Below are 13,844 nucleotides of genomic sequence, written 5' to 3'. Positions count from 1 at the left end.
AGGCTTATTCGTTGACATCCATGTACTCGCGGGCCCAGACGATGTAGTCGTCCGGCTGCGTGTAGGTATGGGTAAGTTCGGTGGCACTCAGGTCCGAGGTGCTGCAAGTGATGCCGCGTTGTTCGCGCAGGCAGTCGTAAGTGGCCTTGATGGCGGCAAAGTAGGCGCCATGGCCGTCGACGGCAATGCGTACGCCCAGCTCGGCCAGGCGCGTATCGTCGTGCAGCTGCGGGTTGCCGTAGGTCACCAGCATCAGCGGCACGCTGGTGTGCGCGGCAATCTGCTCAAGATGGGCGAAGTCGCGGACACCGACCATGCACAGCGCATCGGCTCCGGCGTTCTGGTAGGCCACGGCGCGGGCGATGACTTCTTCGGTGGGAATCAGTGCGGCGTTGGTCCGGGCGATGATCGACAGCTCCGGGTCAACCCGTGCCTCCAGCGCCGCACGAATCTTGCCAACGCCTTCGGCGATGCTGATCAGGTCGGTGGATTTGCGCCCGAACTGGGCCGGCAGCAGTGTGTCCTCGATGGTCAGCGCGGCAATCCCGGCGCGCTCAAGCTCGGTCACCGTGCGCATCACGTTGAGCGCGTTGCCGTAACCGTGGTCGGCGTCGGCGATCACCGGCAACTGGGTCACCCGACCGATCCGCGTCGCCTGCTCGGCGAATTCGCTGAGGGTAATCAGGGCAAAGTCAGGCGCGGCCAACACTTGCAGGGATGCCACCGAACCACCGAGGATACCCACCTCAAAGCCCAGGTCGGCGGCAATGCGCGCCGACATCGGGTCGAACACGGAGGCGGTGTGATAGCAGGCAGGTGAGGCGAGCAGTTGACGGAACGCGCGACGCAGGTCTTGGTGGGAGGCTCTTGGCATGGTCTTTCCAGGCTATCGACTTCATTTAGTGGGCCGAACATTACCACTGCTGGCTATCTGACTGACAGCATCGCGCGTTTGCGGGTCTCGCTGGGCAGCTCCTTGAACAACTTGCGGTAGCTGTCGGAAAACCGCCCCAGGTGCCAGAACGACCAGCGCATGGCCACCTCCGCTACGGTAGTGTCGCCGGACTTGCAACTGAGCAGCTCGCGCCGCGCACTGTTGAGCCGGCGCAAGCGCAACCACTGCGCCGGGGCCATGCCGGTGAAGGTCTTGAAGGCGTGCTGCAACTGGCGCACGGGCACCCCGGCAACCCGCGCAAGTTCCAGCAGGTTCAAGGTTTCTTCCGGGCAATCCGCCGCCCACTCACCCACTTTACGCATGATCGCCCGCTCTTCGGTACGCCGCCACAATGCGCCACGATCGAGGCAGATACACGCGTTATCAAGGATGAACAAGCAATCTTCGAACAACTGCTCAGCCAGCGCGTCCTGGCTTGGCGGGTCGATGGCCTGGGACAGGCGCGTGAGGGTCCCGCTCAACCAGCGGCTGAACAGATCGTTCTGCATCGAGTTCAGCGGCGCCATGAACAATCCGTCCAGGCGGGCAATGTCCAGGCCGTGGCGCTGGACGAACGCCGGACCGAACACCACCGCCACCTCCTGGTAGTTTTCCGGGGTGATCCAGATGTTGCGGCTTTCACCGTTGAGTACGTAGAGGCTGTGGTCGCTGCGGTCGAAACAGAACGCCAGGGAGCCGGCCGGCGCACTGAAATTCTGCTCGACCCGGGTGTTCATGCACTCCTCGTAGATCTCCACGCCCTGCAAGTCGAGGCAGCGCAACTGGCCGGCAAAATGCCCGGGCGACATCTGCTGGTAATGCTGGGTCCAGCCCGGGGTGGCGCGGACTTGTTCGGTGACATCGGCGGTGTTGAAAGCTTGAACCCGCAAGGGCGTTGACACTGTCATGAGCTGCTCTTTATGCACTCTTTTGGTGCATTTTTGTCTTGCTGAAAGTGGATAGATCGAATGCGCAAGCGTCACCCAAGATAGACCTCAACGCGCTACAGGGGAAGCCGCTTGGGTGGCAAGCCGGTCGCAACTGCCGGTCCTGGCGTGGATAAAACCAATAACGAGGTCTTTATGAATGCCCCTTTCGATCAGCTGTCTGCGTGGCTGAAAGAACACAAGATTACCGAAGTCGAATGCGTGGTCAGTGACCTGACCGGCATCGCCCGCGGCAAGATCGCACCGACCAACAAGTTCCTGCATGAGCGAGGCATGCGCCTGCCGGAAAGTGTGCTTCTGCAAACGGTAACCGGGGACTTTGTCGACGACGACATCTACTACGACCTGCTCGACCCTGCCGACATCGACATGATCTGCCGCCCGGACTCGGCTGCGGTGTATGTGGTGCCATGGGCGATCGAGCCGACGGCTGTGGTCATCCACGACACCTTCGACAAACAGGGTAACCCGATCGAACTGTCGCCGCGCAACGTGCTCAAGAAAGTCCTCAAGCTCTACACCGACAAGGGCTGGCAGCCGATCGTCGCCCCGGAAATGGAGTTCTACCTGACCCAGCGCTGCGAAGACCCGGACCTGCCGCTGCAAGCGCCGCTGGGCCGCTCGGGCCGGGCCGAAAGCGGCCGCCAGTCGTTCTCGATCGACGCCGCCAACGAATTCGACCCGCTGTTCGAAGACGTCTACGACTGGTGTGAAGCCCAGGGCCTGGACCTCGACACGCTGATCCACGAAGACGGCCCGGCGCAGATGGAAATCAACTTCCGGCATGGCGACGCCCTCGACCTTGCCGATCAGATCACCGTGTTCAAGCGCACCATGCGCGAGGCCGCGCTCAAGCACAACGTCACCGCCACCTTCATGGCTAAACCTGTGGGCGATGAGCCGGGCAGCGCCATGCACCTGCACCAGAGTGTGGTCGATATCGCCAGTGGCAAGCCGATCTTCGTGGACGACAACGGGCAGATGAGCGAGCTGTTCTTGCATCACATCGGCGGCCTGCAGAAGTACATCCCCAAAGTGCTGCCGATGTTCGCCCCCAACGTCAACTCGTTCCGCCGCTTCCTGCCCGACACCTCGGCGCCGGTCAATGTCGAATGGGGTGAAGAGAACCGCACAGTGGGCTTGCGCGTACCCACCTCGAGCCCCGAGGCGATGCGCGTGGAGAACCGCCTGCCAGGCGCCGACGCCAACCCGTACCTGGCGATTGCCGCCAGCCTGTTGTGTGGCTACCTGGGCATGGTCGAGAAGATCAACCCCAGCGCCCCGGTCCAGGGCCGCGCTTACGAGCGGCGCAACCTGCGCCTGCCGATCACCATCGAAGACGCCCTGGCGCACATGGAAGACTGCCCGACCATCGAGCGATACCTGGGCAACAAATTCGTGCGCGGCTATGTGGCGGTCAAGCGTGCCGAGCACGAAAACTTCAAGCGCGTGATCAGTTCCTGGGAGCGCGAATTCCTGCTGCTCAGCGTCTGAGCCCAAGCCTGTAAGCAGTATCGAAAACAACAATTCGAAAAGGTGTCGATATGCGTCCCATGAAAACAGTCGTAACTGCAACCCTGGCGCTGCTGGTCAGCGCTGCGGCCCAGGCCCAGCCCAGTGTCAGCGTGTACAACTGGACCGACTACATCGGCGAAACCACCCTGGCGGATTTTCAGGGCAGCACCGGTATCAAGGTCATCTACGACGTGTTCGACTCCAACGAAACCCTGGAGGGCAAGTTGCTGGCCGGTCGTACCGGCTACGACGTGGTGGTGCCTTCCAACCACTTCCTGGCCCGCCAGGTCAAAGCCGGGGCCTTTCTGAAACTCGACCGAGAACAGCTGCCGAACTGGAAAAACCTCGACCCGGTACTGCTCAAGTTCCTCCAGGAGAACGATGCCAATAACCTGCATTCGGTGCCCTACCTGTGGGGCACCAACGGCATCGGCTACAACGTCGACAAGGTCAAGCAGGTACTGGGCGTCGATCACATCGACTCCTGGGCGGTGATGTTCGAGCCCGAGAACCTGAAAAAACTCAGCCAGTGCGGCGTGTCGTTCATGGATTCGGCCGACGAACTGTTCCCGGCGATCCTCAACTACATGGGCAAGGACCCGCGCAGCAACAAGCCTGAAGACTACAAGGAAGCCGAGGCCAAACTGCTGACCCTGCGCCCCTATATCACCTATTTCCACTCCTCCAAATACGTCTCGGACCTGGCCAACGGCGATATCTGCGTAGCCTTCGGCTATTCGGGCGACGTGTTCCAGGCCGCCAACCGCGCCAAGGAAGCCAACAACGGCGTCAACATCGCCTATGCCATTCCCAAGGAAGGCAGCAACCTGTGGTTCGACCTGCTGGCCATTCCCTCCGACGCCAGTAACCCGAAAGAAGCCTATGCCTTCATCAACTACCTGCTCGAGCCGAAGGTGATCGCCAAGGTCAGCGGCGTGGTCGGTTACGCCAATGCCAACCCGCCGGCCAAGCAATACATGGACGCCGTTCTGGTCAACAACCCCGAGGTGTACCCGCCGCAAGCGGTGCTGGACAAGTTGTATGTCTCCAACACCCCGACGCCGGCGATCATGCGCCTGATGACCCGCTCCTGGAGCAAAGTGAAGTCGAACAAATGAACCAGCACACCTGTGAACATGCCCGCTCCTACTACAGCGCCACGGCCCACACGCAGGCGGCCTACCCTGCCCTGGGCGCCGACCTGCAGGCCGATGTCTGCGTGATCGGCGGTGGCTTTACCGGCGTCAACAGCGCCATCGAACTGGCCCAGCGCGGGCTCTCGGTGATCCTCCTGGAAGCCCGGCGCATCGGCTGGGGCGCCAGCGGGCGCAACGGTGGCCAACTGATTCGAGGCATCGGCCATGAAGTCGAAGGCTTCGCCCGCTATGTCGGCCAGGACGGGGTGAAGTACCTGCAGCGCGCCGGGATCGAGTCGGTCGAAGTGGTGGCCGAGCGCATCCGCGAACACGCCATTGATTGCGACCTGCGCTGGGGTTTTTGCGAGTTGGCCAACACCCCGGCACAGTTCGCCGCCTTTCGCGCCGAACAACAAAGCCTGGCCGAGCTGGACTATCGCCATGAAACGCAACTGGTCGGGCCCGAGCAAATGCATCAGGTGGTCGCTTCCAACCTGTATGCCGGCGGCCTGATCGACCGTGGTTCGGGCCACCTACACCCGCTCAACCTGGTCCTGGGCGAGGCGCGCGTGGCCCAGGCCCTGGGCGTGCGCCTGTTCGAGCAGAGCCCGGTGCTGGAGATCAGCCATGGCGCCAGCGTGCAGGTACGCACCCGCCACGGCACAGTGTGCGCCGGCAGCCTGGTGCTGGCCTGCAACGCTCACCTGGACGAACTGGAACCACGCCTGAGCGGCAAGGTACTGCCCGCTGGCAGCTACATCATCGCCACTGAGCCCTTGTCACCGGCACAGGCTGAGCAATTGATCCCGCAGAACCTGTCGCTGTGCGACCAGAAGGTTGGCCTTGACTACTATCGGTTGTCTGCCGACCGACGCCTGCTGTTCGGTGGCGCCTGCCATTACTCCGGACGCGACCCACAGGATATCGCCGCCTACATGCGGCCGAAGATGCTCAAGGTGTTCCCGCAGTTGGCGGATACCCGCATCGATTTTCAGTGGGGCGGCAAGATCGGCATCACCGCCAATCGTTTCCCCCAGGTCGGCCGCCTGCTGCAGCACCCAAACGTGTACTACGCCCAGGGCTACAGTGGACACGGCCTGAACGTCACCCACTGGACCGCGCGGTTGCTGGCCGAGGCCATTCATGCCGGCCACAGCCAGGGCCTGGATGTGTTCAGCGCAGTGCCGCACCTGACCTTCCCGGGTGGCAAGGCCCTGCGTTCGCCACTATTGGCATTGGGGATGTTCTGGTACCGCCTGCGCGAGGTACTTGGCTGAGGCCTCGGCCGGGACAAACATCCTTCTTTTCCTTGCGCTGGCTTGCGGCTGACTCAATTACGGCTATTTTCAGTTAAGTCTTTGTTTCAGTGCCTCACAGGCTTCGGAGGGAATCGAAGGATGATTGCAGCTCTCAAGCGTTACCCAGGTCGGAACTGCTTGCTTGGCGCAGTGCTACTGGCCCTTGCCGGTTGCGCCAACATCGATGCGCGCACCACCGAATATGTCGGTGCACCCCATGCTGCCCCCACCAGTGCAGCCACTGTCGAAGTGCTGCGCAGCGAGCCGACCCGGCCTCATGCCCGCCTGGGTGAAATCGTCGTCGATGCCAGTGTCGAGCCGCCACCGCCAATCAGCGAAGTCGAGCAGAAGCTGCGCGAGCAGGCCGCCAGCATTGGCGGCGATGCCGTGGTGGTGGTCTATGACCGCATCCAGCCGGTGTCAGCCTATGTCAGTGGCCCGTTGTGGGACCGCGACATCCGCACCATCGAAGGCCGCAAGCTCAAAGGCATCGTCATCAAGTATCAATAGGTGCAGTTACACGATGACCTGTGGTAAGCAGGCTCAAGGCCAGGTTATGGGCCAGTGCCGCTCCCGGCACGGCCTGCACCGGCACGCCATACACCGCCGCCAGCACCGGCGCCAAGCCGGTCAGTTGGGCAAGGTTGCCCGGCTGTTCAGTTGCCGTCAGGACCATTCCCCGGCACAGCGATGCCAGCCACTGCCGGTTCACCTTGAGCCATAGCACCAGACGCTTGCGCGCTTGCAGGTCCTCCTCTGCCGATGGCGGCAATGGTGGATAGACCAGGACAAACTCGCGCTTGATCAGCAGCAACGCTTCAACCTCGATAATCCAGCGCTCCACCTCCTCCAGACACGCGGGCATGGACGTGACGTGAACCAGCGGAAATTCCCCGGCATCGAACAGAACCAATTCGTTGAGTTTCATCGCACACCTCGATTTAATACTGTACTGTACTGTACGATACACTTTAATCGACAAAGATCAACTCAAACGAGAAAAGCTCTCGTTAAGTAACGGACATAATCCATGAGCACAGCAGCACAAAAGGCCACCAAGGCCAGCCCGCGCCTGACTGAACGCGGGCGCCAACGCCGTCATGCGCTGATCGAGGCAGCCACCCTGACCTTTCTCGAACACGGCTTCGAAGGCACCACCCTGGACATGATCATCGATCAGGCCGGTGGCTCACGGGGAACGCTGTACAGCTCGTTCGGCGGTAAGGAAGGCCTGTTCGCCGCCGTGATCGAGCGCATGATCGAGGAGATCTTCCAGGCCCCTGGCGAAGGCACTGTGCCGCAAGACTCGATCCATGGCGTGCTCGAGCACTACGGTCGGCGGTTTGTGCATAGCCTGCTGGCCCCGCGCACCATTGGCCTGTACCGCCTGGTCGTGGCCGAGGCACCGCGCTTGCCGAAAATCGGCGAGGCCTTCTACAGGCTGGGACCCGAGCGCAGTTACCAGTTGCTGGCGGCACAGCTGGCGCAGCTGGAAGACGTTCAGGCCGACCTTGGTACCCTCGGCGTGATCGCCTGCCAGTTCCTGGAAATGCTCAAGGCCGACCTGTTCCTCAAGGCCGTCAGCGTGCCGGACTACACCCCGCCCCCGGCCCTCATCGAGCAGCGCCTGCAACTGAGCGTGAAGATCATCGCCCAGTACCTGCAAGGCTCTGCCTGAGCGCCCTCAAGACGCCGGCAGTACGCTGAGCGGGTCGATGGGCTTGCCATTCTGGCGGATCTCGAAGTACAGCTGCACGCGGTCGGTATCCAGGTCGCCGGCTTCGGCGATCTTCTGGCCTTTGCTGACGGTCTGGCCCTCCTTGACCAACAGCTTGCTGTTGTGGCCATAGACACTGGCGTGCGAGGTGCCGTGCTGCAGAATGATCAGGTTGCCATAGCCGCGGATATTCACCGCAAACGCCACCTTGCCGGCCAGGCTTGCGAATACCGGCTGGCCCTGGGTGGCGGCGATGCGAATGCCCTTGTTGAGCTTGTCGGCGGCCGAGAAGCGGCGGATCACCGTGCCCTGTATCGGCCAGGCCCAGCCGCTCAAGGTCACCTTGGTGGTCGCAGCCACCGGTCGGGCCTTGCTGGCCGTGCTGGTGCGGGTCTGCGTGGTGGTTTTCGCGCCGCCAAAGCGGATGGTCTGGCCGACATTCACGGCATAGGGCGCACTGATGCCGTTGTAGCGCGCCAGCTCCTTGAAGCTCCAGCCATGGCGCGAGGCAATCGAATACAAGGTATCGCCGCGCTTGACCTTGTAGGTGCCCGCCGCGACTTTGTTGGCGGAGGCAGCGGGGGATGGGGAATGTGAGCTACATGCGGACATCGCCAACATTACGGCGATCAGAACAAACCTGAAAAACACACCACTTCCTTTTCCCGGAGACGCCATTAACGAGGCGCCTACTATAAATCAGTCCGCAGTGTTACGCGGCAAAGTCCGTGCAAGTTCAATGAACGCCCGGGTCGCTGGCGAGATGATGCGCTCATCGACAACCGCCAGGCCGACCACGCGTTTGACCGGCGGATCGAGCGCACGCAAGGCCAGATCCCGGGCCACGCCCAGCGGCAAGGACGATTCGGCGACGATGCTCAGCCCTTCGCCACGGGCAACCATTGCCAGGGTGCTGAGCAGTTGCGAGGTGCGATAACGAATGCGCGGCTGTAGTTTGGCGGCGACAAACAACCGCGAAACGATCTCGGCGGAACCGGCTTCAGTCAGCACGAACGGGTCGTGGCAGAGCTGTTCGAGGCGCACAGCAGGCTGCTGCGCCAGACCATGGTCATTGGGCATCAGGGCGAGCATTTGATCTTCCAGCAGCGGGTAGGTGTCGAACGGCTCTTCAGGCAGCACCACAAAGCCGACATCGATGCGCCGCTCCAGCAACCATTGCCGCACCTGGCGATCCGGGCCCTCGTCGACATGCACCTCGATACCGGGATACGCCCGGCGGTAGGCCGCCAGGATCGCCGGCAGCAAGCGCACCGAGGCCGTCGGCCCGAACGAGCCGATACGCAGCGTACCCTGCTTCATCCCCCGTGCATCCAGCGCTTCCTGGCGCATGGTCTCGGCCAGGCCAAGCATGGCCTGCGCCCGCTGCAACAGGCGCGTGCCGATGTCGCTCAGCTCGATCCGCGCCTGCCGACGCTCGAACAACGCCACACCCAGTTCCTGCTCCAGGGCACGAACGGCGTGGGACACACCGGATTGCGAGATGTTCAGTTGCGCAGCCGCCAGGGTGAAACTTTGGCGCGCGGCAACGACGGCGAAAATCTCCAGTTGGGTCAAGGTCATCGACAGCAACATCCCATGAGCGTTTGCTCATTTCCCTATGAGTTGGCATTCGGACCAGTATGGCGAATTCGTTGTTCGTCGTCAGCCAGGGCCACCCATGCCATCCAACCTTTGCACCTACCTGAAACTCGCGCTGGTCTCGATGATCTGGGGCGGTACTTTCGTCGCCGGCCGTGTCCTTGCCAGCGGTCTCGATCCGCTGTTGCTCGGCAGCTTGCGCTTTACCCTGGCGAGCCTGGTGCTGCTGATCTTCCTGATCCTGAAACAACGCCTGGTCCGGGTAAACACCGTACAGGCCTTGCAGATCGCCGGCCTGGGCTTTTCCGGCATCTATGCCTACACCCTGTTCTTCTTCCATGGCCTGCACTACACCGATGCCTCAAGGGCCTCACTGATCGTGGCGACCAACCCTGCGGTCATGGCGCTCGTCGCCTACCTGTGCTTCAGGCAACGCCTTGGCCGAGCTCAACTGCTCGGCGTTGCGCTGTGTCTGCTGGGCGCCGCCGCAGTGGTACTGGCCAAGGCGCCCGGGGCGATCGGCCAAAGCAACTGGATCGGCGATGCGTTGATTTTCGGCTGCGTGCTGAGCTGGGTGATCTTCAGTGTGTTCTGCACACGCCTGGTGAAGCAGATTGGTGCGCTGCCTACCGTGACCTATGCGGTATTCGCCGGGGCAGCAATGCTCGGTGTACACGCCCTTATCAATGGCAGCCTGAGCATGAGCGCACTGCGCCTGCTGTCGTCGCGCGACCTGGCAAGCCTGGTGTACCTGGGAGCGCTGGGGTCGGCCCTGGCCTACGTGCTGTACTACGACGCCATCAGCACCATTGGCGCGACCCGCGCCGGTAGCTTCATCGCCCTCAACCCACTGACCGCCGTGGTCGTCGGCGCCCTGCTGCTGGGCGAACGCCTGACCACGCCGATGCTGCTCGGCGGCGCCCTGGTGATCCTCGGCATCCTGCTGATCAACCTGGTACGGGCGACGGTCAACTAGTGCAGATTCAGCGCGTGGTACAGTCTGCGCCCCAACCCGAAGGTGGACCACGAATGGAACTCTCCCCCGCCGAGCGCCAGTTGATGCAGGCCCATAAACTGGCCCTGTTTGAAGGCTGCGTGATCTTTGACAGCCAACCGCCCATCGACCCGGCCACTCTGGCCCGGCTCGAAGCCCACCTGGCCGGCCCGGTGCCCCAAGGCCTGCTGCAGCTGTGGCAAACCTGCCTTGGCGGCCGTGTCGGCTATGACCTGCAGGTGGACTACGACGGCCACCGTCACCCCTTCTCCTTCAGCGAGCTGTTCTATCCCGACAGTGATGGCTACCACGATCTGTGGGGCTGGATCGAGCATGAGCGGGTACAAGCCGAACAAGCGGCGGTGGAACAAGGCCGTGAGTGGAGCGGCAAGCTCGACTACCTGCCATTCGGCGGCTTCGAGTACCTGGAGCGCCTTTACGTCTGTGTCACCCCGGGCCCTGACCACGGGGCAGTGATCGCCTGGAGCCGCGGGCTGCCGCCAGCCTGGACAGGCAGCCTGCACCACGACAGCCTCGCGCGCCTGGCCGATGATGTCGGCGCACTGTTCCGCGAACTTGTCTATGAAGAAGACCCCTTCGATCCTGAAGCCGAATACAGCAGCGCCGGCGAGCTGCTTGAAGCGCTGGATGAACTGGACACTGCCGGTGAGGCGGGGACGGCCCTGAAGGCCCGCCTGGAGGCGCTACTGCGCCAGCGCATTCTTGACTGGCGCCCGGCCCTGGCCGATGGCAGCCTCGCCGCTCAGCCACGCCTGCGCCAGCTGGCCATGCTCGATGCCGCCGAACAAGGCGATATCCCACGCCTGCACGCACTGCGACAAGCCGGCTGCGACCTGGCCGAGACACTGCGCGGGCACAACACCAGCCTGGAGTGCTGCCTGCAGCGTGGGCACCTGGAGGCCGCCGACTGGCTGCTAGACCAGGGTGTCCCGGTACAAGTCGACACCCTGCAGATTGGTGCGGCCCAGGTGACCCCGGCTCTGGCCTTGCGCTTGCTCGACAAGGGCGCCCACAGCGACCCCAATGCCGTACTCAGCGCCGCCGCCCAGGGCCACCTGCAAAGCGCCGAGGTCATGGCCAAGCCGCTGCTTGAGGCCTCACAGTCCAGCGCCCAGGCGTTGCACCAAGCACTGCTCGAGCGCACCGAGCAGCTCCGACGCGATGCCAAGCGGGTCAAGGCCGGCAAGCTGTTCAGCAATCTCAGTGCCGCAGATTATCTGGCCGAAGCAGAGCGCATCGACACCTTGTCCCGCAGGCTGCTGCGCTGAGGCACGGGTAACGAAATATTAGGAAACACCTATTACCGAAAGGAATGCAAGGCGTGAGATTATCATTAGCGAGTAACTGCTAATAATTCTCATAAACACTTGAATTTATTTTCCCTTGGGTGGCACCTACAATGACTTGCGAACTCGCCCGCAACCGTTCATCTCATTCCCTCATGGCCTCCGCACTGGGCCTCGCCGTTGCCTCGGCATCGAGCTATTCACTCGCCGAGAAGTCTTCCAGCACGCCCCTGGAGCTGGGCAACATCAACATCGATGCCCGGTCCAGCGGTGACTACAAGACCGAACGCTCGGCCTCCAGCAAATCGACAACCTCGCTGCTCGACACCCCACAGACCATCACCGTGGTGCCCGCCCAGTTGATCAAGGAGCAGCAGGCCCTGAGCTTGCGCCAGGTACTCTCGAACGTCTCCGGCATCACCTTCAACGCCGGTGAAGGCGGTGGCGGCTCGGGCGACAGCATCAACATCCGCGGCTTCTCGGCCAACAGCAACATCCAGATCGACGGCTTGCGCGACAGCGCCCAGACCAACCGTACCGACACCTTCAATATCGAGCAGGTGGAAGTCATCAAGGGCCCCAACTCGGTGTTCGGTGGCGCCGGCACCACCGGCGGCAGCATCAACATCATCAGCAAGCAGCCCCAGGACCAGGCCTTTACCCGTCTGGGCGGCAGCGTCGGCACCGACAACTACTACCGCATGACCCTGGACAGCAACCAGCCGCTGGACGGCGTGGGCCAGGACAGCGCGTTTCGCATCAACCTCATGGGCCATCAGAACGATGTCGCCGGCCGCGAACAGATCGACCGTGAGCGCTGGGGGCTCGCGCCATCGCTGCGCCTGGGCTTGAGCGAGTCCACACGCTTGACCCTGAGCGCCTTCCACCAGGTTGACGACAACCTGCCCGACTACGGCGTACCGGCCCTGGACGGCAAACGCCTGGCCGGCGTGAGTCGTGAGGACTATTTCGGCTGGAAGAACCTCGACAAGGAAGAGATCGAGCAAAGCTCGTTCACCGCCAACTTCGAGCACGACTTCAACGACAACCTGCGCCTGCAGAACCTGACCCGCTACAGCCATATTGCCCGTGATACCACGGTGTCCGCGTCCCACGTCAACACCACCGGCGTTCCCCCTGGCCGGTATCGCCCTGCCGGCCCCCAGGGCTACGGCCGCGATGCGACCACCGAAATGTTGATCAACCAGACCAACCTGATCAGCAACTTCAACCTGCTGGGCATGCGTCACGACCTGGTCACCGGCATGGAAATCTCACGCGAGACCATGGACCTGAAAACCTACGGTTACGGGCTGAGCAACGCGCTCTATCCGGCCAACGGCTACGACCTGAGCAACCCGCCGGGGCACTGGTCGGGCCCGACCAACAAAGCCGCCAGCGGCTACACCGATACCGAGCTTACCAACCAGGCGCTGTATGTGTTCGACACCATTGCCCTGCACGAGCAATGGGACCTGAACCTGGGCCTGCGCTATGACAAGTTCAAAGGCGAGGCCAACGGCTACGACGCCGCCCAAGTGCGCACCTCAGACTTCGAGTCCACCGACGAGAAGCTCAGCGGCCGTGCCGGGCTGGTCTACAAGCCCACCGAAAACGGCCGTATCTACCTGGCGTGGGGCAACTCGTTCAACCCTTCGGCGGAAAGCCTGGCCTCCACCGGCGGCGGCCTGAGTGCAGCCACCGAAAACCTTGCTCCGGAGAAAAACGAAACCTGGGAACTGGGGACCAAATGGGAGTTGCTGGACAAGCGCCTGGAACTGGACGCGGCCGTGTTTCGCGTAGAGAAGACCAACGCCCGCGAAACCATGGCCGACGGCTCTACCCAACTGGCCGGCAAGCAGCGCGTACAGGGCGTGGAAGTCGGGGTTACCGGGCATATCACTGAGCAGTGGGATGTGTTCGCCAACTACACCTTCCTCGACAGCGAGACCCTCAAGGCCGCCAACACCGCAGCAGGCATTGCCCGCGAAGGCCAGGCCCTGGGCAACACGCCGCCGCGCTCGCTGAACCTGTGGACCACCTACGAGCTACCTGCCGGCTGGACCCTGGGCTACGGCGCGCGCTACGTCAGTGAACGCAACGTGACCTCCAGCACCAGCGCCAAGCTCGACGCCTACTGGCTGCACAATGCCATGGTTGCGTACCGGGTCAACGAAGACCTGGATCTGCAACTGAACGTCAACAACCTGTTCGACAAGGATTACGTCGAGCGTGTGCGCCAGCAGAACGGCACCGACGCGCGCTCTTCGGCCATCGAGTATGGCGATGCGCGTTCGGCAATTCTTTCGGCGACCTACGCGTTCTAAGGCATGTGCATCAGCCCCGTTTGATCGGGGCTGATGCACATGCTTGCAACCTGCTTATCGACATTTCCGT

13 protein-coding genes are annotated in these 13,844 nt (G+C 62.5%); 8 read left to right on the top strand and 5 right to left on the bottom strand.

The genetic code is table 11. The features are described 5' to 3' along the window. Positions 1-4: 4 nt before the first annotated feature. Both M5G17_RS13970 and M5G17_RS13965 read right to left on the bottom strand, forming a co-directional pair. On the bottom strand, positions 5-874 hold the full coding sequence (locus tag M5G17_RS13970; protein ID WP_273893490.1) for an isocitrate lyase/PEP mutase family protein: 870 nt from the start codon (positions 872-874) through the stop codon (positions 5-7). 53 nt (positions 875-927) lie between these two features. After that, the gene (locus M5G17_RS13965; RefSeq protein ID WP_273893489.1) at positions 928-1,842 is read right to left on the bottom strand and encodes a helix-turn-helix domain-containing protein; all 915 of its coding nucleotides are present in this window, start codon (positions 1,840-1,842) and stop codon (positions 928-930) included. 174 nt (positions 1,843-2,016) lie between these two features. Here M5G17_RS13965 and M5G17_RS13960 point away from each other — a divergent pair, with 174 nt between their 5' ends. The 4 genes from M5G17_RS13960 to M5G17_RS13945 all read left to right on the top strand — a co-directional run bounded on the left by M5G17_RS13960 (position 2,017) and on the right by M5G17_RS13945 (position 6,340). After that, the gene (locus M5G17_RS13960) at positions 2,017-3,375 is read left to right on the top strand and encodes a glutamine synthetase family protein (protein ID WP_273893488.1); all 1,359 of its coding nucleotides are present in this window, start codon (positions 2,017-2,019) and stop codon (positions 3,373-3,375) included. A 59-nt stretch (positions 3,376-3,434) separates the two neighbouring features. Then, positions 3,435-4,514 carry a polyamine ABC transporter substrate-binding protein gene (locus M5G17_RS13955; protein ID WP_420793397.1) on the top strand — a complete coding sequence of 360 codons (1,080 nt, stop codon included), beginning with the start codon at positions 3,435-3,437 and terminating at the stop codon, positions 4,512-4,514. Next, on the top strand, positions 4,511-5,809 hold the full coding sequence (locus M5G17_RS13950; RefSeq protein ID WP_273893486.1) for an NAD(P)/FAD-dependent oxidoreductase: 1,299 nt from the start codon (positions 4,511-4,513) through the stop codon (positions 5,807-5,809). Before M5G17_RS13955 ends, M5G17_RS13950 begins: the two co-directional genes overlap by 4 nt. Positions 5,810-5,929: 120 nt before the next feature. Then, a complete protein-coding gene (locus M5G17_RS13945; RefSeq protein WP_273893485.1) occupies positions 5,930-6,340 on the top strand; it encodes a hypothetical protein in 411 nt (136 codons plus the stop codon). On the opposite strand, the gene M5G17_RS13940 is transcribed toward M5G17_RS13945, so the two are convergent. Further along, positions 6,327-6,758: a hypothetical protein gene (locus tag M5G17_RS13940; protein ID WP_273893484.1), complete on the bottom strand. Its 432-nt coding sequence runs from the start codon at positions 6,756-6,758 to the stop codon at positions 6,327-6,329. The two genes, M5G17_RS13945 and M5G17_RS13940, sit on opposite strands and share 14 nt — an antisense overlap. Before the next feature lie 102 nt (positions 6,759-6,860). Here M5G17_RS13940 and M5G17_RS13935 point away from each other — a divergent pair, with 102 nt between their 5' ends. Next, the gene (locus tag M5G17_RS13935; protein ID WP_273893483.1) at positions 6,861-7,508 is read left to right on the top strand and encodes a TetR/AcrR family transcriptional regulator; all 648 of its coding nucleotides are present in this window, start codon (positions 6,861-6,863) and stop codon (positions 7,506-7,508) included. 6 nt (positions 7,509-7,514) lie between these two features. Here M5G17_RS13935 and M5G17_RS13930 read toward each other — a convergent pair whose 3' ends face one another. Together M5G17_RS13930 and M5G17_RS13925 are read right to left on the bottom strand one after the other, a co-directional pair. Beyond that, positions 7,515-8,198 carry a peptidoglycan DD-metalloendopeptidase family protein gene (locus tag M5G17_RS13930; protein ID WP_273893482.1) on the bottom strand — a complete coding sequence of 228 codons (684 nt, stop codon included), beginning with the start codon at positions 8,196-8,198 and terminating at the stop codon, positions 7,515-7,517. 48 nt (positions 8,199-8,246) lie between these two features. Continuing rightward, the gene (locus tag M5G17_RS13925) at positions 8,247-9,128 is read right to left on the bottom strand and encodes a LysR family transcriptional regulator (protein WP_273893480.1); all 882 of its coding nucleotides are present in this window, start codon (positions 9,126-9,128) and stop codon (positions 8,247-8,249) included. Between the two features lie 97 nt (positions 9,129-9,225). Here M5G17_RS13925 and M5G17_RS13920 point away from each other — a divergent pair, with 97 nt between their 5' ends. From M5G17_RS13920 to M5G17_RS13910, 3 genes are all read left to right on the top strand, one after another. Continuing rightward, positions 9,226-10,122, top strand: coding sequence for a DMT family transporter (locus tag M5G17_RS13920; protein ID WP_273893479.1), 897 nt, complete (start codon positions 9,226-9,228; stop codon positions 10,120-10,122). 53 nt (positions 10,123-10,175) lie between these two features. Continuing rightward, complete coding sequence (locus tag M5G17_RS13915) at positions 10,176-11,429, top strand: ankyrin repeat domain-containing protein (protein ID WP_273893478.1); 1,254 nt, start codon at positions 10,176-10,178, stop codon at positions 11,427-11,429. A 131-nt stretch (positions 11,430-11,560) separates the two neighbouring features. Beyond that, a complete protein-coding gene (locus tag M5G17_RS13910) occupies positions 11,561-13,774 on the top strand; it encodes a TonB-dependent receptor (RefSeq protein ID WP_273893477.1) in 2,214 nt (737 codons plus the stop codon). Positions 13,775-13,844: the final 70 nt, after the last annotated feature.

The sequence above is a fragment of the Pseudomonas rubra genome, assembly GCF_028656935.1.
Classification (GTDB): Bacteria; Pseudomonadota; Gammaproteobacteria; order Pseudomonadales; family Pseudomonadaceae; genus Aquipseudomonas; species Aquipseudomonas rubra.
The sequence above is the reverse complement of the archived record's forward strand: the minus strand, read 5'-3'. Positions and strand labels throughout refer to the sequence as shown.

What these genes read in the sequence shown, in the direction of transcription:
- M5G17_RS13970 (WP_273893490.1), bottom strand. Translation starts at nt 874, where the DNA reads ATGCCAAGAGCCTCCCACCAAGACCTGCGTCGCGCGTTCCGTCAACTG.
- M5G17_RS13965 (WP_273893489.1), bottom strand. Translation starts at nt 1,842, where the DNA reads ATGACAGTGTCAACGCCCTTGCGGGTTCAAGCTTTCAACACCGCCGAT.
- M5G17_RS13960 (WP_273893488.1), top strand. Translation starts at nt 2,017, where the DNA reads ATGAATGCCCCTTTCGATCAGCTGTCTGCGTGGCTGAAAGAACACAAG.
- M5G17_RS13955 (WP_420793397.1), top strand. Translation starts at nt 3,435, where the DNA reads ATGAAAACAGTCGTAACTGCAACCCTGGCGCTGCTGGTCAGCGCTGCG.
- M5G17_RS13950 (WP_273893486.1), top strand. Translation starts at nt 4,511, where the DNA reads ATGAACCAGCACACCTGTGAACATGCCCGCTCCTACTACAGCGCCACG.
- M5G17_RS13945 (WP_273893485.1), top strand. Translation starts at nt 5,930, where the DNA reads ATGATTGCAGCTCTCAAGCGTTACCCAGGTCGGAACTGCTTGCTTGGC.
- M5G17_RS13940 (WP_273893484.1), bottom strand. Translation starts at nt 6,758, where the DNA reads ATGAAACTCAACGAATTGGTTCTGTTCGATGCCGGGGAATTTCCGCTG.
- M5G17_RS13935 (WP_273893483.1), top strand. Translation starts at nt 6,861, where the DNA reads ATGAGCACAGCAGCACAAAAGGCCACCAAGGCCAGCCCGCGCCTGACT.
- M5G17_RS13925 (WP_273893480.1), bottom strand. Translation starts at nt 9,128, where the DNA reads ATGACCTTGACCCAACTGGAGATTTTCGCCGTCGTTGCCGCGCGCCAA.
- M5G17_RS13920 (WP_273893479.1), top strand. Translation starts at nt 9,226, where the DNA reads ATGCCATCCAACCTTTGCACCTACCTGAAACTCGCGCTGGTCTCGATG.
- M5G17_RS13915 (WP_273893478.1), top strand. Translation starts at nt 10,176, where the DNA reads ATGGAACTCTCCCCCGCCGAGCGCCAGTTGATGCAGGCCCATAAACTG.
- M5G17_RS13910 (WP_273893477.1), top strand. Translation starts at nt 11,561, where the DNA reads ATGACTTGCGAACTCGCCCGCAACCGTTCATCTCATTCCCTCATGGCC.